This is a genomic window from Kribbella orskensis (genome assembly GCF_004342085.1).
Classification (GTDB): Bacteria; Actinomycetota; Actinomycetes; order Propionibacteriales; family Kribbellaceae; genus Kribbella; species Kribbella orskensis.
Map to the genome: position 1 here is coordinate 22,889 of NZ_SLWM01000020.1, position 21,938 is coordinate 44,826.

The window sequence follows — 21,938 nt, forward strand, 5'->3', positions numbered from 1 at the left end:
ATCCAACGGGCTCCCGGCAGTGGCACCAGCCATCAAGACAGGCGTTCGCGCAGCCAGTCGAGGTGGACCAGTGCTGACTTCCGCTGCCAGTCGCGGATCGTGGGGAGGCCAGGAGGTGCGGGCTGGCTCGCGCCCCACCAGAGACCGCCGGCGATGCCCGCGAGGAAGCCGGTGATGCCGTCATCCTCCGGGAGGTCAGGCAGGTCCACCGAGCCGCGCATGTCGGCATGCAGGATGACCGTGTCGGCCCACGAGGCTGCCTGTGCCGCGTGAGCCCAGTCGACAAAGACGACGCGTGCCTCGGTCAGCAGGATGTTGTCGGCGCGCAGATCCCAGTGCGCGAGCCCGTCGCCCTTGGCGAGCGCGTCCAGCCCGATCCGCGCCAACTCCGCGAACTCCTGCTGCCGCCCAGCCGCCCAAGCCGGTACTGCGAGCCCATCGGCGATCACGTTGTCCCACCGGCTCAGAAACGCCTCACTCCGTACTGCGGCCACAGGTGCCTCCGGCCACGGCGACGGCTGCAGGGACTCCGTCAGCTCCGCCAGGGCATCGAGCACCCGGGCCGCGTCGACTGGATGCCACGGATGCGGCGGCAGGTATCCCTCGATGTCCTCGAGCAGGAGAGCCACCCAGTCCCCGTCGTCGTACACGTCGTACAGGAAAGGCGTGTGCGGCAGCGAGTGCGCGGACAGGCCCTGCATCGCGGCGATCTCGTTGCGGAAGAGGCGAGGCGTGTCCGGGTTCAGCTCCGAGCCGACCGCCTTGACGAACGCGCGCCGGCCGGACGTGGCGACCAGCCGCGCCGCGACGCCGGGGGAGAAGCCGCCCTGCTGCGTCGAGGCGGAGACCGAAGAGCCGAGCGAGCGCTCCACCCAGGCCCGCACCCGCGCGGGCACCTTCTCGTAAGCCAGCCGAACCCCAGCAGCGTGCGCCATACCTCCCGAGGGTAGAGGTGGACCCGCCCGGAACCGCAGCCAGTTTCGCCTACCGAGCAAGAGTGGCCTAGACCACTTCCTGCCGCAGGACGGAGCAGTCGGACGATGGATGCGGAAAGGTGTGGCGGGCCATGGGATGATTGAGGAGTTGCCCCGCTCCCGGTGAGCCACCCTGAGACGAACTGGAACCCTCCGTGCCCGTAGGCCCCACGACCGTGCCGCAGCCGGGTCGCACCGACCCGTCGCTGATCCGGAACTTCTGCATCATCGCCCACATCGACCACGGGAAGTCGACGCTGGCCGATCGGATGCTGCAGATCACCGGTGTCGTCGACGGCCGTCAGATGCGGGCCCAGTACCTGGACCGGATGGACATCGAGCGTGAGCGCGGCATCACGATCAAGTCGCAGGCGGTCCGGCTGCCGTTCGCGCCGAAGCCCGACACCCCCGGCGGACTGCTCGCGCCCGACGGCACGACGTACATCCTGAACATGATCGACACCCCCGGCCACGTCGACTTCACCTACGAGGTGTCGCGGTCGCTGGAGGCGTGCGAGGGCGCCGTACTGCTGGTCGACGCGGCCCAGGGCATCGAGGCGCAGACGCTGGCGAACCTGTACCTCGCGCTGAACGCGGACCTGCACGTCATCCCGGTGCTGAACAAGATCGACCTGCCGGGCGCCCAGCCGGAGAAGTACGCCGCGGAGCTTGCGCACATCATCGGCTGCAAGGAGTCCGACGTACTGCGCGTCTCGGCGAAGACCGGGCAGGGCGTCGAGGACCTGCTGAGCGAGATCGTCGCGCAGGTCGACCCGCCGAAGGGCGTCAAGGACGCTCCGCCGCGGGCGCTGATCTTCGACTCGGTGTACGACACGTACCGCGGCGTCGTCACCTACGTCCGGGTGGTCGACGGCGAGCTGACCCACCGCGACAAGATCAAGATGATGTCGACCGGCGCGGTGCACGAGATGCTCGAGGTCGGGGTCATCTCGCCCGAGCCGATGAAGTCGCCCAGCATCGGGGTCGGCGAGGTCGGCTACCTGATCACCGGTGTGAAGGACGTCCGCCAGTCCCGGGTCGGTGACACCGTCACCTCGTCCGTGCGCGGCGCGACCGAGGCCCTCGGCGGCTACAAGCACCCGCAGCCGATGGTGTACTCCGGGCTGTTCCCGATCGACGGCGACGACTACCCGACGCTGCGCGACGCGTTGGAGCGGCTGCAGCTGAACGACGCGGCCCTGCAGTACGAGCCGGAGAGCTCGGGCGCCCTCGGGTTCGGGTTCCGCTGCGGCTTCCTCGGCCTGCTGCACATGGAGATCGTCCGGGAGCGGCTCGAGCGCGAGTTCGACCTGGACCTGATCTCGACCGCGCCGAACGTGGTCTACCGGGTCGAGATGGAGGACGGCAAGGAGCACGTCGTCACCAACCCGAGCGAGTTCCCGGACGGCAAGATCGCCGAGATCTACGAGCCGGTGGTGCGCGCGACGATCCTCAGCCCGAAGGACTACATCGGCGTCATCATGGAGCTGTGCCAGACCAAGCGGGGCAACCTGCAGGGGATGGAGTACCTGTCCGAGGACCGGGTCGAACTGCGCTACACGCTGCCGCTGGCCGAGATCGTGTTCGACTTCTTCGACCAGTTGAAGTCGAAGACCAAGGGCTACGCGTCGCTGGACTACGAACCGACCGGCGAGCAGGCCGCGGCGCTGGTCAAGGTGGACATCCTGCTGCAGGGCGAGACGGTCGACGCGTTCTCGGCGATCGTGCACCGCGACAACGCGTACTCCTACGGGGTCGCGCTGGCCGGCAAGCTGAAGGAACTCATCCCCAGGCAACAGTTCGAAGTACCGATCCAGGCCGCGATCGGGTCCCGGATCATCGCCCGCGAGTCGATCCGCGCGATCCGCAAGGACGTGCTGGCGAAGTGCTACGGCGGTGACATCACCCGGAAGCGCAAGCTGCTCGAGAAGCAGAAGGAGGGCAAGAAGCGGATGAAGATGGTGGGCCGGGTCGAGGTCCCGCAGGAAGCCTTCATCGCCGCCCTCAAGACCAGTGACGCTCCGGGGGAGAAGGCCAAGAAGTAGTGCCGGTCGAGATCCCCGAGGAGTTCCGCAAGGTCGCCTCGCGTGGCGCCGACTGGGCCGCCTGGCTCGACGGATTGCCCCGCCTGGCGCGCGATCTGCTGTCCGAGTGGGATCTGCGGGTCGACGGTGCATCGGCGTACGGGAACTGCTCCCTCGTCGTCCCGGTCCGTACCGCGGACGGGGCGCCGGCGATGCTCAAGGTCCAGTTCCCGCACTGGGAGGCCGAGACCGAGCATCTCGCGCTGCGGATCTGGGACGGCAACGGCGCGATCCGGCTGCTGCGGGCGGATCCGCGGCGGTTCGCGCTGCTGCTGGAGCGGGCGCTGCCGCAGGACCTGATGGGGCTCGACGCGATCGAGGCGAGCGAGATCATCGCGTCGCTGTACAAGCGGTTGCACGTGCCGGCCGGGCCGCAGTTCCGGACGCTGTCGGGTGAGTCGAAGCGGTGGGCGGCGGAGCTGCTGGAACTGCCGGCTTCGGCTCCGGTACCGCGGCGGTACGTCGAGCAGGCGGCGTCGTTGGCGCGGGACTTCGCGGCCGATCCGGAGACGGACGGGCGGCTGATCCACACGGATCTGCACTACTTCAACGTGCTCGCGGCGGAACGTGAACCCTGGCTGGTGATCGACCCGAAGCCGCTCTCCGGCGATCCGCATCATGAGGTCGCGCCGCTGCTGTGGAACCGGTGGGAGGAGATCGCGGGGGCGCGTGACCTGCGGTTCGCGTTGCGGCAGCGGTTCTACGCGATCGTCGACGCCGCCGGCCTCGACGAGGACCGGGCCCGCGACTGGGTGATCGTCCGGCAGATGGTCAACGTCAAAGGCGCGATCGCCGACGCCGGCACCGACGAGGTCCTGCCCCACGACTGGCTCACCCGCAACATTTCCATCACCAAGGCAATCCAGGACTGATCAGAACTTTCGGTTCGCGGCGTCGTGCCCATCGAGCGCGGCGCCTGTTCCCCGCAGTACTTGGTTCCCGGAGCGGAGCCGCACCGGCAGAAACCCAGTGGCACCCGGCGCCGGGACCGGGGGAGGATGCCGGGTATGCGGGTGTTGACGGTGAATGTTGTTGAAGAGCTGATCCCTGGACCGAAGGAGAGCGGGCTGACGGCCATCGACAAGCGGCCTCAGGGGCGGCGGGTGCCGGTCGGGTTGCTTGGGCTCGAAGGGGATCGGGTTTGTGACACCGAGAGCCACGGTGGGCCTGATCAGGCGCTGTACGCGTATGCGCGGGAGGACTCCGCGTGGTGGGCCGAGCAGCTCGGGCGGGAGATTCCGGCAGGGTTGTTCGGGGAGAATCTGTCGACCGAGGGGCTCGACATCACCAACGCGCTGATCGGCGAGGTCTGGCGGCTGGGGGACGAGGTCGAGGTGATGGTGCGGGCGCCGCGGATCCCGTGCGTCACGTTCCAGGCGCGGATGGGGATTCCTCGCTGGGTGAAGCGGTTCCACCAAGAGGGCAGGCCCGGTGCCTACCTCAAGGTGTTGAAGACCGGGACGATCGGCGCCGGCGATCAGATCGACGTGATCAGCAGGCCGGACCACGAGGTCACCATCGGCGTCATGTTCGCCGCGCAGGACTCGGCCAAGATGCGAGGCATGCTCGACTCCGACGCGGATCTGGTGGACGAACTCAGGGACGAAGCCCAGCGCATCGCCGCGCGCGCATGAGAACGCTGAAGTCGACCACGCCATCGAAGCCGTCGGACATCCGGCTGTGAAGGGGCTGCTACCTGCGCCCGGACCCCTGAGACCGTTGGCCTTGGCAACGTTGCTCAGCCGTGTCGGCAACGGGTTGCTGATGACTGTCAGTGTGCTCTACTTCAATCGGATCGTCGGCTTGTCCATCGCACAGATCGGCGTCGGGCTCACCATCGCCGGCCTGTTCGGGCTCCTCTCGGCGGTGCCGCTCGGTCACCTTGCCGACCGCCGGGGACCGCGCACCCTGTTCGTCATCCTGAGCCTGCTCGTCTCCGGCCTCTCGCTGCTCTACTTGCTCGTCGACACGTTCTGGCAGTTTCTCGCCGTCGCGATCGTGCTGACCGTGATCGACCGCGGCGCCGGTGCTGTCCGCGCCGCACTGATCGCCGCAGTCACCCAGGGCGCCGCGGGCCGGGTCGCCGCCCGCGCCTACCTCCGGGCGATCACCAACATCGGGATCATGCTCGGCGCCGGAATCGGTGCCCTGGCGTTGCACTTCGACACCGGTACGGCGTACCGGGTGATGTTCGTGCTGGACTCGTTCCTCAGCATCGTCGCCGCGTTCGTCGTGTTCGCCGTACCGCGGGTGGAACCGCAGCCGAAGAAGGAGGATGGCCCGGTCTGGATCGCTCTGCGAGATCGGGGCTACCTGGCCGTCGCGGCGCTCAACGCGGGGATGTCGATCCACTACGCCGTACTCGATGTGGCGATCCCGCTCTGGGTGGTCGATCACACCGAGGCACCTCGCTGGACGGTCGCGCTGCTGCTCATCATCAACACCGTCGTGATCGCGCTGTTCCAGGTCAGATCGAGCCGGGGCATTGCTGACCCGGCGAGTGCCGCCCGGGCGACCAGGACCGCAGGATTGTTGCTGCTGGCATCGATGGTGCTGTTCGCCGGTGCATCCGGAGGCGGCGTAGTCGTTGCCATTGCCCTGCTCGCGGTGGGCGCGCTCGTCCAGGTCATCGGGGAGTTGCTGCAGTCCTCGGGTTCGTTCTTGCTCGGCTTCGATCTGGCGGCTGACGAGGCGCAAGGGCAGTACCAGGGGGTCTGGAACACCAGCATGTCGATCAGCACCATGGTCGCGCCGACAGTGCTCGCGCTGCTCCCACTCGGACTCGGAGTTCCGGGCTGGATCATCCTCGGCGTCTGGTTCGCAGTGGTCGGCGTCCTGTTCGTGCCAGTAGTGCGCTGGGCCGCAGCCCGCCGTACTGCGACCCTGGTGCCGGCCGCCTGAAGCAGGCCGCCCAAACCCAAAGCGGCTCAGCTCAGTTGGTCGGCTCCATGTAGCCGAGGGCGGCGGAGATCTTGCGGGCGGCTTCGATGGCGGCGGGGGCCATCAGGGCGACCTGGGCGATCGACTGCTCGAGGGACAGCGTCGAGATGCTGACGGCGGCGATCGCAGTACCGGTGTGGTCGTGGATGACGGCGGCGACGCAGCGGATGCCGGGCTCGTTCTCCTCGTCGTCCAGCGCGTAGCCGCGCGCCTTCACCTGCGCGAGGTCCGCCTTCAAAGCGGCCGCGGTGGTGTGGGTGAGCGGCGTCCGGGCAGGCAGCCCGGTGCGGGTGACGAGTGCATCGAGGGCTTCGTCATCCATCTCCGCCAGCAGCGCCTTGCCAATTCCCGTGCAGTGCAGCCAGAAGGCTTTGCCGACCCGCGAAGGCATCCGGTACGGCTTGGGCCCGTCGAGCCGTGCGACATAGATCGCCTCGTCGCCGTTGAGCAGACCGACATGTACGGTGCAGCGCGTCTGCGCGACCAGGTCGGCCAGCACTGGACGGGCGACGGTGGCGAGATCCACGTTGGTGAGCGCGTGCCCGGCGAGCCGCAGTGCCTTCGGGCCGGGGTGGTACGAACCGTCCTCGGCCTGCGCGACGAACTCGTGCTCGACCAGCGACGCCATGATCCGGTGCACGGTCGACTTGGCCAGCCCGGTCGCCGTCACCACGTCCGTGAACCGCGAGTGCTCGAGGACGGCGTCGAGCACCATCAGAGTCTTGTCGATGGCCGAGGGCGAACTCATGTCGCTCATCCTGTCACTTGTCCCGTTCGCGCCGTTCCCACTCACTCGTCACGTGCCGTCCGTCTCCTACTCGCCTATCGGGCGAGCCAGCCACCGTCGACGGCGAGCACATGCCCGTTGACGTACGCCGAGGCTGCCGAGGCCAGGAAGACCGCAGCACCGACCAGGTCCTCCGGCCTGCCCCAGCGCCCGGCCGGGGTGCGATCGCGAATGGCCGCCTCCCGCTCCGGGTCCGCCCGCAGGTCGGTGGTGTTGTCCGTACTGATGTAGCCGGGGGCGATCGCGTTCACCTGCACACCGGACGGCCCCCACTCGTTGGCGAGGGCCTTGGTGAGGCCGGCGACCGCGTGCTTGCTGGCAGTGTAGGCCGGAACGGAGATACCGCCCTGGAAGCTGAGCAGCGAGGCGATCGTGATGATCTTGCCCTCGCCGCGCGCGACCATCGCGGCGCCGACCGGCCGGGTCACGGCCCAGGTGGAGTTCAGGTTCACGTCGATCACGTGATGCCAGTCGGACGGGCTGGTCGAGGCCGCCGGCGCGCGCCGGATCGTACCGGCGTTGTTGACCAGGATGTCGATGGTCCGGCTGTTGGCGATCTCCGTCGCGGCCGCCTCGACGGCGGCGGGATCGGCGAAGTCCGCAGTGATCACCGTCGCCTCGCCACCGCTCTTTTTGATCGCCTCGCGGGTGTCCTCGAGCGCGGCGTCGCGAGCCATCAGGACCAGGTCGGCCCCGGCTGCCGCGAACCCCGCGGCGATCGCGGCCCCGATCCCGCGCCGCGCCCCGGTGACCAGCGCGGTGCGACCCTCGAGCGAGAACCCCTGCGACTGCGGGGCAACGGTCGGCCCTGGTGGGCTGGACGTCACCGCAGGTCCTTAACGTCGACGCCGTCCATGTCGCCGAACGCCTGGTTCTCGCCGGCCATCGCCCACACGAAGCTGTACGCCGAGGTGCCGGCGACCAACTGGGGGAGATCACCGCCTGGCGATCCGAGACCAGCAGGTGCCGCGTCTCGTCGGGTTCCCCGAGTAGGTGGACGATCCGCTCGGTCTCCGGCAGGCCGAAGTACAGATAGCACTCGGTACGGCGGTCGTGGGTGTGCGCGGGCATCGTGTTCCAGGTGCTGCCGGGGTGGAGCGTGGTGACGCCGAGGACGATCTGGCAGCTCCGGACTCCGTCGGCGTGGATGTACTGGTCGATGGTCCGGCGGTTCGCGGTCTGCTGGTCGCCGAGCTCCAGCCGGTTTCCCTCGCCCGGCTGGACCAGCGTGGCCGCGGTCATGGAACAATGTTCCACCTCACAGAACCCGATTCCCCGCTGAGGAGCCTCTGAGATGCCCAACATCACCGTCGAACTCCTGTCCGGCCGCACCCTCGACCAGCGCCGCGAGTTCGTCGCCGCCGTCACCGACTCCGCCATCGCCATCCTCGGCGCCAAGCGCGAAGCCGTCCGCATCGTCTTCCAGGAAATCGAGAAGTCCGACGTAGCCAACGGCGGAGTCCTCGTCTCCGACTCCTGACGTCACTCTCCCCGCCGGCCCGCCCCGCTCCCGCCCCAGGGAGGGGACGGGTGGCAGCGGGTGGGCGCGGTACCGGGTGGTGGACAGGGGGCTTGAGGGGCAGAACCCTGCAACTAGGCTTGTTCCATGCGAGTAGGAGTGTTCGGAGCCACTGGCCAGGTCGGTGGCGTCATGCGCCAGTTGTTGATCGACCGTGAGTTCCCCATCGACGAGATCCGGTACTTCGCGTCCGCGCGCTCGGCGGGCAGCCAACTCCCGTTCGGCGACGAGAAGATCACCGTCGAGGACTCCGCCACCGCCGACTTCAAGGGCCTCGACCTGGCCCTCTTCTCCAACGGCAAAACGGCTTCCAAGGAGTTCGCCCCCAAGGTCGCCGCGGCCGGCGCGATCGTCGTCGACAACTCCTCCGGCTGGCGGATGGACCCCGACGTCCCGCTGGTAGTTGCCGAGGTCAACCCTTCCGACCTCGACCACCTGCCCAAGGGCATCGTCGCGAACCCGAACTGCACCACGATGGCCGCGATGCCGGTCCTCGGCCCGCTCCACCAGGAAGCCGGCCTGACCCGCCTGATCGTCTCCACCTACCAGGCCGTCTCCGGCTCGGGTGGCGTCGGCGTACGGGAGTTGGAGGAGCAGACCAACGCCCTGGCCGACGGGTCCGGCCGGCTCGCGCACGGGACCGAGGGCATCACCCTCCCGCAGCCCCAGGTGTACGCCGGTCCGATCGCGTTCAACGTGCTCCCGCTGGCCGGCTCGATCGTTGCCGACGGCGCCGGTGAGACCGACGAGGAGCAGAAGCTCCGCAACGAGAGCCGCAAGATCCTGCACATCCCGGACCTCCTGGTGGCGGGCACCTGCGTCCGCGTCCCGGTCTTCACCGGCCACTCGCTGAGCATCCACGCGGAGTTCGCCGACCCGATCACTCCCGAGCGCGCGACTGAACTCCTCGCGAAGGCCCCCGGCGTGGAACTGGCCGACATCCCGACCCCGTTGCATGCCGCCGGCAAGGACCCGTCGTACGTCGGTCGCATCCGCCAGGACCAGTCCGTCCCCGGCAACCGCGGCCTCGTCCTCTTCGTGTCCAACGACAACCTCCGCAAGGGTGCCGCCCTCAACGCAGTACAGATCGCCGAACTCCTCCAGCAGCGCTGATATCTCTCGATGTCAAGAAAGTTGACATAGAGAGACCTGCCACAGCAGGATGCGGGCATGGACGACCTGACGCTGCACGCCTACGACCACGCCGCGACAGCCTTCGCGGACGACTGGGACAGCCAGCCTGCCGGCACCGACCTGCAGGAACTCGTACTGCGCCACTTCCGCCGGCCAGGGTTGGTCGCGGACATCGGGTGCGGGAGTGGACGGGATGCGGCCTGGCTGTCGGCGAACGGGTTCGACGTGGTCGGGTTCGAGCCTTCGGCCCGATTGCTGGCTGAGGCGCGCCGGCGGCATCCGGAGGTCGAGTTCCAGTCGGCCGCGTTGCCGGAGTTGGCGAACATCCCGGCGGAGTCGTTCGACAACGTGCTGTGCGAGACGGTGATCATGCACCTGGACCCGCGCAGCGCCATAGAAGCGGCCTCGAGGCTGATCGACATCGTCAAGCCGGGCGGGACTCTCTACCTAACCTGGCGAGTCACCGAAGGCGAGGACCAGCGCGACGACTCGGGCCGTCGGTACGCCGTGGTCGACGCGGCCGGCGTCAGGACCGCGCTTGCCCCAGCGGAACTGCTGCTGGACGAAGAGGTGACCAGCAGCAGTTCCGGGAAGACGATCCATCGGGTGATCGCCCGTAAGCCTCAGCAGCGGTAGTAGTCCTCGGTGTAGGTGCCGTTGACGGCGGACAAGGTGTGGTCGTAGCAGCCGCCGGTGCCGTGGGCGCGGTAGCGGACTGTCTGGGTGCCGGTGGCGTGGCGCTGGTCGCGCGGGACGTTGTAGATCCAGGTGGCGCGGCCGTCGTAGGTCTCCTCGGTCTGGCGGTCTGCCAGCACGAGCGGGCCGAGGCGGGTGGTGGTGCGGCTGCGGTCGGCCAGGGCGAGATCGGTGATGACGTCGTAGCCGTCCGGGATCGTTGCGTTAGGCAAGAAGCTGAGGTAGCCGTTCTTGCTGTAGTTCAGCTCGACCCGCTCCACCCGAGGTCCGGTGGTGACGGTGGAGACGTCGCGCCAGGTGGCGTCCAGGGTGTCGCGGGACTCGCCCGCCTCCCAGGTGTGGTCGGAGGTGTTCGCCAGGGACCGCTCGACCGTCGTCCGGATCCGCCCGGCCGAGGTCTCGACGTACCCGCTGATCTTGAGCGAGCGGGACGCCTTGGTCCGCACGGATCCCGGCGCGCCGCTCGACCCGGTGACCTCGTCGGACTTGGTCAGAGGCGCCACGGCGTACGAGGTGAGCGCGCCGCGGGTCTGCTTCAGGTGTGCGTCGGTCCAGACGTGGAGGTTGGGCACGGTGAACCAGCCGCTCTGCCCGGCCGGTACGCCGGCGACGTGGACGCGGAACTCGTGCGGCTTGCCGTCGCTGACCAGTCCGGCGAACGGCGTCAGGTCGTACATCAGCGGTTTGATGTCGAAGGCGCGGGGCGCGGGGGACGGGCGCCACGAGTACGGGTTCGACCAGCCGCCTGTGTAGATGTACGGGTACGGCAGCGCGATCCCGGCGACCTTGCCGTCGACGAGCACCTCGACCTCCCGGTACGGCAAGCCGTCGGGGCACGAGTAGCCCGTCGAGGCCGGGGCCGAGGTGTCCCAGAACTCCTCGCAGCCGCCACCCGAGCCGGTCACGTAGATCTCCCCGAGCAGGCGGGTGGTGTTGCGCGGCAGCGTCGCAGTACCGACCAGGTCGGAGTCCTCGCGTCGTTGGTCCTGCAGCGGGAGCACCGCGGACGCAGTACGGGCGGCTGGTGCGCCGCGGCCGGTCACGTAGAAGTCAAGGGTCACGGTGATGTCGAGGACGCCGGTGTAGGTGTCGTTCACGACGTTGCCGAGCTCCATCACGACGGGCTGGGGCGAACGCAGCAAGGGGCTGTAGGAGCTGATGTCCTTCTCCACCTGCCAGTTGATCCCGTCCGTGCTGGGCTCGGGGGTCGACGTCCGGAAGACGCCGACGCCACCGATAGTGATGTGCCCGAGGCGGTCGAACTGGACGCCCTTCACCGAACCGTTCATCCGCAGGACGACCTTCGACCAGGGACCGCGGCAGTTCGCCGGCGGCGTGTAGGTGGAGGTGTACGGGTCGAAGTTCCTGAAGCCGTGCCTGACGATCTCGACGGAGCAGTGCCGGGTGTTCGGCACCGCCACCGGAGGAGCCGGAGTCCGTGGATCGGCGTAGTCCGAGCCGAACTCGGGAGGCGGCGGCGCGGCTGCCGCAGGGGTCAGCCAACCGAGGAGTAGAACGGACAGTGAGACGAGTGCCACAGACCGTGCGCGCATGTTGCGGAAACGTAATCGAGATGGTGCGGACGGGCAAGCGAGGACCATGGCCACGGCTGCCTCAGCCCATTACTGTTCGGTTACTTGACCCCCCATGGAGGCCAGACATGAAGCCCGTTGCCGACGGTCCCCAGCTCGCGTTGCTGAGCAACCGCAAAGAGCACCTCGCGCAGATGTTTCTCGACCGCGTCGCCGCGACGCCGAACCGGGAGGCGTTCAGGTATCCGACCGGCTCCGAGTGGAAGTCGGTGACCTGGCAGCAGACCGAAGAGCTCGTACGCCGTCGCGCCGCCGGCCTGATCGCGCTGGGAGTCCAGCCCGAGCAGCGGGTGGGAGTCGCGGCGAGCACCAGGCTCGAGTGGGTCCAGTGCTACCTGTCGGCGGTGCTCGCGGCTGCCGCGACGACCACGATCTACCCGACCACGATGGCCGCGGACGTCTCCTACATCGTCGCGGACGCCGCGGTGCAGATGGTGTTCGCCGAGGACGCCAGCCAGGTCGACAAGCTGCGGCAGCACAAGTCGGAGACCCCATCGCTGCACAAGGTCGTGCTGATCGACGGTGAGCCGGAGGAGCGCGACGGCGACTGGGTGATCAGCCTCGCCACCCTCGACGACCTCGGCGCCAAACACCTGGACGAGAACCCGGCGGCGATCGACGACCGGATCGCGCAGATCCGGCCCGAGCACCTCTGCACGCTGGTCTACACCTCAGGCACGACCGGGCGACCCAAGGGGGTGCGGTTGCCGCACTCGGTGTGGACGTACGAGGGCGCCGCGGTGGAAGGGATCCGGGTGCTCAGCCCGGACGACCTGCAACTGTTGTGGCTGCCGTTGTCGCACGTGTTCGGCCAGGTGTTGCTGGCGGTGCAGTTCCAGATCGGCTTCGCGACGGCGATCGACGGCCGGGTGGACAAGATCGTGGAGAACGCCGCTGTCGTGCAGCCCACCTTCATGGCTGCCGCGCCCCGCGTCTTCGAGAAGGCGCACGGCCGGATCGTGACGATGATGGAGGCCGAGGGCGGCGTCAAGGCGAAGCTGTTCCACTGGGCCTTCGGGATCGGCACGCAGGTCTCCAAGTTGCGCCAGCAAGGCAAGGAGCCCAGCGGAGTACTGGCAGCGCAGTACTCGGTGGCTGACAAACTGGTGCTGTCGAAGATTCGCGCGCGCTTCGGCGGCCGGATCCGCTTCTTCGTGTCCGGATCGGCCGCGCTGGACAAGCACCTCAACGAGTGGTTCCACGCGGCCGGGCTGCTGATCCTCGAGGGCTACGGGCTGTCCGAGACCGCCGCGGGATCGACGCTGAACCGGCCCGACCAGTACCGGCTCGGGAGCGTCGGGCCGATCTTCCCTGCGTCCGAGTTCAAGATCGCCGAGGACGGCGAGATCCTGATCAAGGGTCCCGGCGTGATGAGCGGGTACCACAACCTGCCGGAGCAGACCGCCGAGGTGATCGACGCCGACGGCTGGTTCCACACCGGCGACATCGGTCACTTCGAGGACGAGTTCCTCTTCATCACCGACCGGAAGAAGGACCTCTTCAAGACCTCCGGCGGCAAGTACGTCGCGCCGCAGGTGATCGAGGGACGCTTCAAGATGATCTGCCCGTACGCCAGCCAGTTCCTCGTGCACGGCAATCAGCGGAACTTCGTGAGCGCCCTGGTCACGCTCGACCCGGACGCGATCCAGGGCTGGGCCGAGCAGAGCGGTCTCGGTCGGAAGTCGTACGCCGAGATCGTCACATCGGACGAGGCGCAGAAGCTGGTGCAGGGTTATGTGGACGAGCTGAACGCCGGGCTGAACCGCTGGGAGACCATCAAGAAGTTCACCATCCTCGACCGGGATCTCACCGTGGAGTCGGGTGAGATGACGCCGAGTCTGAAGCTCAAGCGCAAGCACGTGGAGACGACGTACGGCGATCTCCTGGACAAGATGTACGACTAGCCCACGCCCTGCTCGGGCGGTCGCTCCCGCGTCGCGCCAACCCGCGTTGCGCTGGTCATCGAGTCGGCGGCGACCTCACTGGGAGGATCGGTGAGTGGTCTGACGTAGGTCACGAGGCTGACGAGTGTCTTGCCGGGTTCCTCGAACGGGATCATGTGGGCCGAGTTCTCGAACCACACGCCACGCTTGTACGGCGCGTCGACCGCCTCGAGCCAGGCCGCTGTCGGGGCTGACGGGGTGGTGTAGTCGTGCCGGCCCATGAACATCAGCACCGGGATCGGGAACTCCAGCACACCGGTGAAGTCGACGTCCAGGAATTCCGGCAGGATCTTTGCCAGGGTGAATTCGTTGCCTTCGTCAATGGCGTCGATGTCCTCAGCCGCGTACTCGGGGGACAGCAGGGGTGCGTAGAAGTAGTAGTCGGAGTTGTCGCGGTAGGCGGTCAGGCCGCCGTAGTACTGCGGCCACTTCCGGGCGATGATGATCCGCTCGCGGGTGACCGGCGTCTCGCCGGGGTACGGCGCGATCGACTCCATTTCCCGGACGGCCTCCGAGTTGTTCGTCTGCCGGGCCTGTTCGAGTCCGTAGGTGAAACTGAGCTGCTCGTTGGTCCTCGTGTTGATGATCTGGCCGATGCCGACATAGGCGTGGAAGAGATCCGGCCGGGCGAGCGCGGCGTGGAATCCGATGACCGTTCCCCAGCTGTGCCCCATCAGCACGAGCTTCCGCCCTCCGTACTTCGCGACGATCGACTCGGCGATCTCGATGGCGTCGCTCACGTACTGCGCAATGTGGATGGTCGCCGCGATCGACTCCGGGTCGGAGGCACGGTACGTCTTGCCCGCACCCCGCTGGTCGTAGTTGACGACGGTGAAGTACTCCTCCAGAGGCCGCTGGAACTGCCACAGGGTAGGACTCAGCGGCGAAGCGGGCCCGCCGTGAACGAACAGGATGATCGGGTTGCCCAGGTCCTGACCGCGCACGCAGATCCACTGGTCGATTCCACCGATGCGGGCCAGGTAGGACTCCTGCACTCCGCGCGGACTCGTGATGCGGTTCAGATCGGCGATGATCTCGCGCGCATCGCCGCCGTCGTCCTCGTGATCCTCGTGGTCCGATTCGGGGCTGTCGTCCATCGGGTCATCGTACGAACGTCCCGGGCCGTCCGCAGCCGGCCGAGCCCGGAGCGGGTCGCAGTACGGCCGGTGCGGGTCGCAGTACGGGCCGTTGCCGGCAGTGCCGGAGTTCTCACGGTGTATGACGGCCGGTAACTTCGCTCTCAGCGATGAGGCTCGCAAGTTTGGCGGAACCGTGCTGGACTTCTGGCGCGGCACCGAGAACCCCTGCCACTGACGGAGGTACCCATGAACCAGGAATCCCAGGCCATCGATCCGACGGTCCCGCCGAGTGGGACGGGGTGCGTCGAGTGTGAGCAGGGTGGCGGCTGGTGGTTCCATCTGCGGCGCTGTGCGGCCTGTGGACACATCGGGTGCTGTGACGACTCGCCTGCGCAGCACGCGACCGGCCATGCCGAGCAGACCGGTCACCCGGTGATCCAGAGCTTCGAGCCGGGCGAGGACTGGTACTGGGACTACACGAACAAGACCTTCGTGGAAGGCCCCACCCTGGCGCCGCCGAACCACCACCCAGAGGACCAGCCTGCGCCGGGTCCAGAGGGTCGCGTCCCTCCGAACTGGCCCTCGAAGTTGCACCAGTAGGGGAGAGCCTGTCGTGACCACGTTGTCGGAGGCGGCTGCTCTAGCGAGCGAGGACCACGGGCTCGCGGTTGTCGCGACGCGGCGTGCCGATGGGACCATCCAGTCGTCGGTGGTGAACGTCGGGGCCATGGGTCACCCGACCGATGGTGAGCAGGTGCTCGCCTTCGTCACCTACGGCCAGGTGAAGCTCAAGAATCTGCGAGCCCGCCCGGAGCTGGCGGTGACCTTCCGGCGCGGATGGCAGTGGGCCACGGTCGAGGGCACCGCCGAACTCGCGGGTCCGGACGACCGGCCCGAGTGGCTGACGGACGACGACGTACTGCGCCTGCTGCTCCGCGACATCTTCACCGCAGCCGGTGGCACACACGACAACTGGAACGAGTACGACCGCGTGATGAAGGCAGAAGGCCGAACCGCAGTACTGGTCCGGCCAACCCGCATCTACACCAACCCTTCCTGACCCCCATCCCAGGCAAGGGCGGCGGAGAGGTTGCGGCGTACGGCCTCAGGCTCCTGTGAGGGCGGCGTGTTTGCCGGTGGTCAGGGACTGGCCTCGGTCGATCATTTGTTCGGCGATCCGGTCTACCGCGGCCGAGAAGGCAGGCGCGCTCTCGGCGTCCCAGTCCTCCAACCGCGCCAGGATCCAGACCCGGTAGGCGCCGACGAAGCGCTGGAACATCTCCAGGCCGCGGGTGGTGAAGCGGTAGTGGCCGAGGGTTTCGGACAGGTAGCCGTCGGCAACCAGCTGGGCGGCGAGCGGTTCGAAGACGCCCGGTGGGACTTTGAGGTCGCCGGTGATCTCCTGCAGGGTGGCCGATCCGGATTCGGCGCCGCCGCGGAAGACGCGCAGGATCATCCAGGCCTGCGCGAGCGACAGTGGGATACCTGACTCGGCCAGTACTTCGGGGCCGGGGTTGCGTTTGTGGTTCTGGACGACGAAGGCGAACAGTTTCTGCAGTTCCTGCTCGGAATCTGCCGAGGCCGGTACGGCGAAGCTGTCGCCCACGCTGGAGTTCCCGCTCACCGATGTCCGGACGGTGTCGCGCAGCGGAACCTCCTTCAGCAGCAGGGCGACCACGAACCCGAGAGCAGCCACCGGCACTGCGGCCAGGAACACCACGTGCAGCGCGTCGGCATACGCGGCGGTGATCGCGTCACGCGCCGCCGGGGGCAACGAGTGCACACCTTCGACCGACTGGGCGGCGCGTGGATCGACACCAGGAGGAATTGCGCCCGCCAACCGCTCGGGCAACTGCGCAGCGTAGACCGAGCCGAACACCGCGACCCCGAAGGAGCTGCCCAGTGTCCGGAGGAAGCTCACCCCGGACGTCGCGACTCCGAGATCCGAGTAGTCCACCGTGCTCTGGACGACCACCGTCGGTACAGGCATGCAAAGACCGACGCCGAGCCCGAGCACCAGCATCGATACAGCTGTCTGGAGGTAGCTCGTCTGGTTGCCCATCAACGACAGCAGGTACAGCCCGCCCGCGATCATCACCGTGCCGACGATCGGGAAGATCCGGTAGCGGCCCGTCTTGCTGATGGTCTGGCCGACCGCCACCGACGCGACGAGCAGACCAGCGACCAGTGGCAGCATCTGCAACCCGGACTCCGTCGCCGAGGCGCCGTGCACGTACTGCAGGTAGGTCGGCAGGAAGGTGACCCCGCCGAGCATCGCGAAGCCGATGATGAAGCTCAGCGACGTGCAGACCGAGAACACCCGCGACCGGAAGAGACGGATCGGCAGCAGCGGCTCGGCGGCGCGCTGCTCCACCAGCACGAAGAGGATCAGCGCGATCACGGAGCCCACCGCCATCGCGATGATGATCGGCGACGTCCAGTCGTACTGGTTGCCGCCCCAGGTGGTGACGAGGGTCAGTCCCGTCGCCGCCAGGCCGATCAGCAGGATGCCGAGGTAGTCGATCGCCGGTTTCACCGCGGCCTTCACCGAGGGCAGCGCGAACGCGGCGACGACCAGCACGACGATGCCGAGCGGGATGTTGACGTAGAACGCCCACCGCCAGCTCAGCTGGTCCACGAACAGCCCGCCGAGCAGCGGACCGGCGACCGTCGAGACGCCGAAGACCGCGCCGATGAAGCCCTGGTACTTGCCGCGCTCGCTCAGCGGTACGACGTCCGCGATCACCGCCATCGCGGTCACCATCAGGCCGCCGGCGCCGAGACCCTGGATCGCGCGCGAGCCGACCAGCCAGAGCATCGAGTCCGCCATGCCGCACAGCGCCGAGCCGACCAGGAACAGCACGACGCTGATCAGGAACATCCGCTTGCGCCCGTAAAGGTCGCCGAACTTGCCGACCAGCGCGGTCATGATCGTCTCGGCCAGCAGGTACGACGTGACCACCCAGGACAGGTGATTGGCCCCGCCCAGCTCGCTCACGATCGTCGGCAGCGCGGTCGCCACGATCGTCTGGTCGAGGGCAGCGAGCAGCATTCCGAGCATGATCGCGACCACCACGGCGTTCTGCGTGGCACGGCCGACAGGCTGAGCCTCGGTCTCCATCACCTGAATGTAGCGACCCCGGATTGCGTGGAACGTACGATGGGTGGGTGCCATCGACACTGCCCGAGGGGGAGGTTGCGCCCCGGGACGGGTCGCTGCCGGAGCCGGCCGTCCTCGAAGCGGCGACCCGGCCATTCGGCTTCTACCTGCACGTTCCGTTCTGCGCCGCGCGCTGCGGCTACTGCGACTTCAACACCTACACCGCCAAGGAACTCGGTGGCGGCGGTTCGCAGGCGTCGTACGCGCAGACCGCGGTGGAGGAGGTCCGGATGGCCCGGCGGGTTCTCGGCGACCTGGACCGGCCGGTGGACACGGTGTTCTTCGGCGGAGGTACGCCGACGCTGCTCCCCGCGGAGGACCTCGGCCGGATGCTGGCCGCAGTACGGGACGAGTTCGGGCTGGCTGCGGACGCCGAGGTGACCACCGAAGCCAATCCCGAGTCCGTCGATCCGGCTTATCTGGCCGCGATCCGGGAGGCCGGGTTCAATCGGGTCTCGTTCGGGATGCAGAGCGCGACGCCGCACGTGCTGCAGATCCTGGACCGCAAGCACACCCCGGGCCGGGCGCTGCAGGCGGCGAAGGAGGCGACAGCCGCGGGCTTCGAGCACGTGAACCTCGACCTCATCTACGGCACGCCGGGGGAGTCGCTCGACGATTGGCGGACGTCGCTGGAGTCTGCGCTGTCCGCCGAGCCCGACCACGTGAGCGCGTACGCGTTGATCGTCGAGGACGGGACCCAGTTGGCCCGGCGCGTCCGCCGCGGCGAGTTGCCGATGCCCGATGACGACGACCTCGCCGACAAGTACCTGCTCGCCGACGAACTGCTCAGCGGCGGCGGCCTCGACTGGTACGAAGTCTCGAACTGGGCCCGTACTGCGGACGCCCGTTGCCGGCACAACGAGCTCTACTGGCGCGGTGACACCTGGTGGGGCATCGGCCCGGGCGCGCACAGCCATGTCGGCGGCGTCCGCTGGTGGAACGTGAAGCACCCCAGCGCGTACGCCGATCGCCTGGCCGCGGGGGACAGCCCGGCGTACGCGCGGGAGGTGCTCGACGAGGAGACTCGCCGGGTGGAGCGGGTGCTGCTGGAGATCCGGTTGTCGGCCGGGCTGCCGGTCGACGTACTCGACAAGCCCGGCCAGGGCGCGGCACGCCTCGCCATCGCCGACGAACTGCTGGTGGAATCCGGGGACCGCCTGGTCCTGACCCAGCGCGGCCGTCTCCTCGCCGACGCCGTCGTCCGCGACCTGCTGCCCTGACACTCGTCCGAAACGATCGGGTATCGCTTATCGGCGATTCCCGGAAAGTTTCGGCGCCAACTGCTCACTGCCTGTGCTCGCGGGACGGCCGCCCGAGGTTCGTAAGTTGCTGACTTCGTCAGGGTCAATTCAGGAAAAGAGCAGCAAATACAGCCCTGTGTCACCGGCGTGGTTCACACCGTGACAATCAGGGCTGCTATGTACTGACCTAGTCGGTGTCGTGTCCCAGAGTGACGATGTGGTCCTTGACACACTCCGTTGAAACGCTCGAAACTCAGGTCTTTTACATCATCAGAGCGCTCTCAACCCGTCCTCAGTAACAGGGAGCATTCCAATGCGGCCCAGTGCCCGCCAATGCAGTGCCGTCATTGCCCTTGCTTGCAGCCTCACTCTGCTGGCAGCCGGCTGCGGTGGAAACGATCAGGAGAGCTCCGCCGGGTCCGGCGACGACGACGGCCCGAGGGTCGAGCTCACCATCGCGACCTTCAACGAGTTCGGGTACAGCGACCTCTACCGGGAGTACGAGGGCCTGCACCCCAACGTCAAGATCACCGAGCGCCGGGCCGAGACGGTCGACGACCACGTCAAGAACCTCGAGACGAATCTGGCCGCCGGTTCCGGGATGGCCGACATCGAGGCGATGGAGGTCAGCTGGATCTACAAGTACCTGGCCAAGGCCGACAAGTTCGTCGACCTGCGGCAGTACGGCGCCGACGACCTGAAGGAGCGCTGGCTGGACTGGAAGGTGGCCGGCGCCACCACCAGTGAGGGCAAGATCATCGGGTACGGCACCGACATCGGGCCGGAGGCGATCTGCTACCGCAAGGACCTGTTCGCCAAGGCCGGCCTGCCGACCGACCGGGCCAATGTCGCCGCGCTGTTCCCCGACTGGGACTCGTACTTCGCCGTCGGCCGGCGGTTCAAGTCGAAGGTGCCGAACTCCGCCTGGTACGACTCCGCGGTGCTCACCTGGGAAGCGATGCGCAACCAGTTGATCCAGGCCTACTACTCCAACCAGGACCGGTACCTGGGCGAGGAGAACCCGCTGCTGAAGAAGACCTGGGACCAGATCGTCCGCGGTACCGACGACGGGCTGTCCGCGAAGCTGCCGGCCTGGAGCCCGGCCTGGACCAAGGCCTTCCGCACCGATGCGTTCGCGACGATGGCCTGCCCCGGCTGGCTGCTCGGCGTGATCGCGGACAACGCCGGCAGCTACGGCAAGGGCAAGTGGGACGTCGCCAACGTCTTCCCCGGCGGCGGTGGCAACTGGGGCGGCTCGTACCTGACCGTCCCGACCCAGTCGCCGCAGCCCGAGGAGGCCGCGAAACTGGCCGCCTGGCTGACCGCGCCCGAGCAGCAGATCAAGGTCTTCAAGAAGGTCGGCTCGTTCCCCTCCACCGTCGACGCGTACGACGCGCCGCAGGTGAAGAGCGAGGTGAATCCGTACTTCAACAACGCGCCGGTCGGCAAGATCTTCATCGACCGCGCGAAGAGCGTGATCCTCAAACAGCACAAGGGCCCTCGCGACGGCGAGATCAACCAGGTCTTCACCGAGGCCCTGGCCCGAGTGGACGAAGGCAAGCAGAAGCCCGAGGACGCCTGGAGACAGGCCCTCGACGCCAGCGACAAAGCCGCCAACACCCGCAAGGGCGGCTGACCGGGCAACCATCGACGGGCAACGAGTTCAGCCGGCGCGGAACTCGTTGCCCCGGTGTGGTGTTGGGCGCGGTCGGCGGCATCTTGGTACTACGGTGTGAACGTCACAATCAGCTCGGGAGGTCCGTTGTCTATGCGAGGTCAGGACAGTGGATCTCCGACGCTGGAGCAGGTGGCCGCACTCGCCGGGGTTTCGCGGGCGACCGTGTCGCGGGTGGTGAACGGGTCGCCGAAGGTTCTGCCCGAGACGGTGGCCGCGGTGGAGCGGGCGATCGGCGAGCTCGGGTACGTGCCGAACCGCGCCGCCCGCGCTCTGGTGACTCGCCGGACGGACTCGGTCGCGCTGGTGGTTCCGGAGCCGGACAGCCGGGTGTTCTCGGACCCTTTCTTCGCCGGGATCCTTCGCGGCGTCAGCATGACCCTGGCTCCCACTTCGTCGCAGTTGGTGCTGTTGATCGAGCCCGCGGAGGGTGACGACCAGCGCCTGTTGCGGTACCTGCGCGGCGGGCACGTCGACGGCGCGATCATCGTCAGTCACCACGGTCGCGACAACGTGCTGCAGGAGCTCGCCCAGTTGCCGCTGCCGATCGTGTTCAGCGCACGCCCGCTCGGCGTCGAAGTACCGGTCGCGAGCGTCGACGTCGACAACGTCGCCGGCGCGCGTACCGCGGTCGAGTACCTGGTGTCCATCGGGCGGCGCAAGATCGGCACGATCGCCGGGCCGCTGGACATGACCGCCGGCATCGATCGCCTGACCGGGTACAAGGAGGCCGCTGCCGAGGCCGGAGTGTCCGAGGCCATTGCCTTCGGCGACTTCACCGCGGACGGCGGGGAGCAGGCAGCCATGCAGTTGTTCGACGAGCACCCCGACCTTGACGGCGTGTTCGTGGCGAACGACCTGATGGCGACCGCCGCGCTGCGGGTGCTGTCCCAGCTCGGACGGCGGGTGCCGGACGACGTCGCGGTGGTCGGGTTCGACGACTCGGTGGTGGCGACCACGACCACGCCGAAGCTGACGACCGTGCGGCAGCCGGTGGAACTGCTGGGCGCCCGGCTGGCCGAGATCCTGCTCGCCAAGATCGGCGGCGCCCAGTTGACCAGCCCGGAGATCTTCAACACCGAACTGATCATCCGCGGCTCCGCCTGACCTTGAT

19 protein-coding genes and 1 pseudogene are annotated in these 21,938 nt (G+C 67.9%); 13 read left to right on the plus strand and 7 right to left on the minus strand.

Annotation, left to right across the window (positions count from 1 at the left end; translation table 11 throughout):
- Window positions 1–32: 32 nt before the first annotated feature.
- Window positions 33–935, minus strand: coding sequence for an aminoglycoside phosphotransferase family protein (locus EV644_RS34550; RefSeq protein WP_132194322.1), 903 nt, complete (start codon window positions 933–935; stop codon window positions 33–35).
- A gap of 194 nt (window positions 936–1,129) precedes the next feature.
- Here EV644_RS34550 and lepA point away from each other — a divergent pair, with 194 nt between their 5' ends.
- The 4 genes from lepA (at window position 1,130) to EV644_RS34570 (ending at window position 5,959) form a co-directional block, all read left to right on the plus strand.
- The gene (gene lepA / locus EV644_RS34555; protein ID WP_199240160.1) at window positions 1,130–3,019 is read left to right on the plus strand and encodes a translation elongation factor 4; all 1,890 of its coding nucleotides are present in this window, start codon (window positions 1,130–1,132) and stop codon (window positions 3,017–3,019) included.
- Window positions 3,019–3,930 (plus strand): aminoglycoside phosphotransferase family protein, encoded by a 912-nt coding sequence (locus tag EV644_RS34560; RefSeq protein WP_132194320.1) that lies wholly within the window; start codon window positions 3,019–3,021, stop codon window positions 3,928–3,930. Before lepA ends, EV644_RS34560 begins: the two co-directional genes overlap by 1 nt.
- A 135-nt stretch (window positions 3,931–4,065) precedes the next feature.
- Window positions 4,066–4,692, plus strand: a complete 627-nt coding sequence (locus tag EV644_RS34565) for an MOSC domain-containing protein (protein ID WP_132194318.1) — start codon at window positions 4,066–4,068, stop codon at window positions 4,690–4,692.
- 46 nt (window positions 4,693–4,738) lie between these two features.
- Window positions 4,739–5,959, plus strand: coding sequence for an MFS transporter (locus EV644_RS34570; RefSeq protein WP_255511401.1), 1,221 nt, complete (start codon window positions 4,739–4,741; stop codon window positions 5,957–5,959).
- A 31-nt stretch (window positions 5,960–5,990) separates the two neighbouring features.
- On the opposite strand, the gene EV644_RS34575 is transcribed toward EV644_RS34570, so the two are convergent.
- The 3 genes and pseudogenes from EV644_RS34575 to EV644_RS46805 all read right to left on the minus strand — a co-directional run.
- Window positions 5,991–6,746, minus strand: coding sequence for an IclR family transcriptional regulator (locus EV644_RS34575; protein ID WP_132194314.1), 756 nt, complete (start codon window positions 6,744–6,746; stop codon window positions 5,991–5,993).
- Between the two features lie 74 nt (window positions 6,747–6,820).
- A complete protein-coding gene (locus EV644_RS34580; protein ID WP_132194312.1) occupies window positions 6,821–7,612 on the minus strand; it encodes an SDR family oxidoreductase in 792 nt (263 codons plus the stop codon).
- Window positions 7,613–7,763: 151 nt separating this feature from the next.
- Window positions 7,764–8,165: pseudogene (locus EV644_RS46805) on the minus strand (5-deoxy-glucuronate isomerase); the annotation flags it as partial.
- On the opposite strand from EV644_RS46805, the gene EV644_RS34590 reads away from it, so the two are divergent.
- The 3 genes from EV644_RS34590 to EV644_RS34600 all read left to right on the plus strand — a co-directional run bounded on the left by EV644_RS34590 (window position 8,080) and on the right by EV644_RS34600 (window position 10,074).
- A complete protein-coding gene (locus tag EV644_RS34590) occupies window positions 8,080–8,265 on the plus strand; it encodes a tautomerase family protein (RefSeq protein ID WP_132194310.1) in 186 nt (61 codons plus the stop codon). The pseudogene EV644_RS46805 and the gene EV644_RS34590 sit on opposite strands and share 86 nt — an antisense overlap.
- Before the next feature lie 126 nt (window positions 8,266–8,391).
- Entirely contained in the window at window positions 8,392–9,417 is a 1,026-nt protein-coding gene (locus EV644_RS34595) for an aspartate-semialdehyde dehydrogenase (RefSeq protein ID WP_132194308.1), read from the plus strand.
- 57 nt (window positions 9,418–9,474) lie between these two features.
- Complete coding sequence (locus tag EV644_RS34600) at window positions 9,475–10,074, plus strand: class I SAM-dependent methyltransferase (RefSeq protein WP_132194306.1); 600 nt, start codon at window positions 9,475–9,477, stop codon at window positions 10,072–10,074.
- Here EV644_RS34600 and EV644_RS34605 read toward each other — a convergent pair.
- Entirely contained in the window at window positions 10,062–11,687 is a 1,626-nt protein-coding gene (locus EV644_RS34605) for a peptide-N4-asparagine amidase (protein WP_132194304.1), read from the minus strand. The genes EV644_RS34600 and EV644_RS34605 overlap by 13 nt on opposite strands.
- 107 nt (window positions 11,688–11,794) lie before the next feature.
- Here EV644_RS34605 and EV644_RS34610 point away from each other — a divergent pair, with 107 nt between their 5' ends.
- Window positions 11,795–13,630 carry an AMP-dependent synthetase/ligase gene (locus EV644_RS34610; protein ID WP_132194302.1) on the plus strand — a complete coding sequence of 612 codons (1,836 nt, stop codon included), beginning with the start codon at window positions 11,795–11,797 and terminating at the stop codon, window positions 13,628–13,630.
- Here the strand turns inward: EV644_RS34610 and EV644_RS34615 are convergent.
- Window positions 13,627–14,766, minus strand: a complete 1,140-nt coding sequence (locus EV644_RS34615; protein ID WP_132194300.1) for an alpha/beta fold hydrolase — start codon at window positions 14,764–14,766, stop codon at window positions 13,627–13,629. The two genes, EV644_RS34610 and EV644_RS34615, sit on opposite strands and share 4 nt — an antisense overlap.
- A 228-nt stretch (window positions 14,767–14,994) precedes the next feature.
- Between EV644_RS34615 and EV644_RS34620 the strand changes: the two genes are divergently transcribed.
- Both EV644_RS34620 and EV644_RS34625 read left to right on the plus strand, forming a co-directional pair.
- Window positions 14,995–15,348, plus strand: a complete 354-nt coding sequence (locus EV644_RS34620; protein ID WP_132194298.1) for a UBP-type zinc finger domain-containing protein — start codon at window positions 14,995–14,997, stop codon at window positions 15,346–15,348.
- Between the two features lie 13 nt (window positions 15,349–15,361).
- Entirely contained in the window at window positions 15,362–15,808 is a 447-nt protein-coding gene (locus tag EV644_RS34625) for a TIGR03618 family F420-dependent PPOX class oxidoreductase (protein ID WP_132194296.1), read from the plus strand.
- A gap of 45 nt (window positions 15,809–15,853) precedes the next feature.
- Here the strand turns inward: EV644_RS34625 and EV644_RS34630 are convergent, their stop codons facing one another.
- Complete coding sequence (locus tag EV644_RS34630) at window positions 15,854–17,869, minus strand: MDR family MFS transporter (protein WP_132194294.1); 2,016 nt, start codon at window positions 17,867–17,869, stop codon at window positions 15,854–15,856.
- 47 nt (window positions 17,870–17,916) lie between these two features.
- On the opposite strand from EV644_RS34630, the gene hemW reads away from it, so the two are divergent.
- The 3 genes from hemW (at window position 17,917) to EV644_RS34645 (ending at window position 21,931) form a co-directional block, all read left to right on the plus strand.
- Window positions 17,917–19,128, plus strand: a complete 1,212-nt coding sequence (gene hemW / locus EV644_RS34635; protein ID WP_132194292.1) for a radical SAM family heme chaperone HemW — start codon at window positions 17,917–17,919, stop codon at window positions 19,126–19,128.
- Window positions 19,129–19,462: 334 nt separating this feature from the next.
- Complete coding sequence (locus tag EV644_RS34640) at window positions 19,463–20,785, plus strand: ABC transporter substrate-binding protein (protein ID WP_132194290.1); 1,323 nt, start codon at window positions 19,463–19,465, stop codon at window positions 20,783–20,785.
- A 132-nt stretch (window positions 20,786–20,917) separates the two neighbouring features.
- The gene (locus EV644_RS34645; protein ID WP_132194288.1) at window positions 20,918–21,931 is read left to right on the plus strand and encodes a LacI family DNA-binding transcriptional regulator; all 1,014 of its coding nucleotides are present in this window, start codon (window positions 20,918–20,920) and stop codon (window positions 21,929–21,931) included.
- Window positions 21,932–21,938 lie beyond the last annotated feature (7 nt).

What these genes read in the sequence shown, in the direction of transcription:
- EV644_RS34610 (WP_132194302.1), top strand. Translation starts at nt 11,795, where the DNA reads ATGAAGCCCGTTGCCGACGGTCCCCAGCTCGCGTTGCTGAGCAACCGC.
- EV644_RS34575 (WP_132194314.1), bottom strand. Translation starts at nt 6,746, where the DNA reads ATGAGTTCGCCCTCGGCCATCGACAAGACTCTGATGGTGCTCGACGCC.
- EV644_RS34620 (WP_132194298.1), top strand. Translation starts at nt 14,995, where the DNA reads ATGAACCAGGAATCCCAGGCCATCGATCCGACGGTCCCGCCGAGTGGG.
- EV644_RS34550 (WP_132194322.1), bottom strand. Translation starts at nt 935, where the DNA reads ATGGCGCACGCTGCTGGGGTTCGGCTGGCTTACGAGAAGGTGCCCGCG.
- EV644_RS34615 (WP_132194300.1), bottom strand. Translation starts at nt 14,766, where the DNA reads ATGGACGACAGCCCCGAATCGGACCACGAGGATCACGAGGACGACGGC.
- EV644_RS34605 (WP_132194304.1), bottom strand. Translation starts at nt 11,687, where the DNA reads ATGCGCGCACGGTCTGTGGCACTCGTCTCACTGTCCGTTCTACTCCTC.
- EV644_RS34600 (WP_132194306.1), top strand. Translation starts at nt 9,475, where the DNA reads ATGGACGACCTGACGCTGCACGCCTACGACCACGCCGCGACAGCCTTC.
- EV644_RS34630 (WP_132194294.1), bottom strand. Translation starts at nt 17,869, where the DNA reads ATGGAGACCGAGGCTCAGCCTGTCGGCCGTGCCACGCAGAACGCCGTG.
- EV644_RS34565 (WP_132194318.1), top strand. Translation starts at nt 4,066, where the DNA reads ATGCGGGTGTTGACGGTGAATGTTGTTGAAGAGCTGATCCCTGGACCG.
- EV644_RS34645 (WP_132194288.1), top strand. Translation starts at nt 20,918, where the DNA reads ATGCGAGGTCAGGACAGTGGATCTCCGACGCTGGAGCAGGTGGCCGCA.
- EV644_RS34590 (WP_132194310.1), top strand. Translation starts at nt 8,080, where the DNA reads ATGCCCAACATCACCGTCGAACTCCTGTCCGGCCGCACCCTCGACCAG.
- EV644_RS34640 (WP_132194290.1), top strand. Translation starts at nt 19,463, where the DNA reads ATGCGGCCCAGTGCCCGCCAATGCAGTGCCGTCATTGCCCTTGCTTGC.
- EV644_RS34595 (WP_132194308.1), top strand. Translation starts at nt 8,392, where the DNA reads ATGCGAGTAGGAGTGTTCGGAGCCACTGGCCAGGTCGGTGGCGTCATG.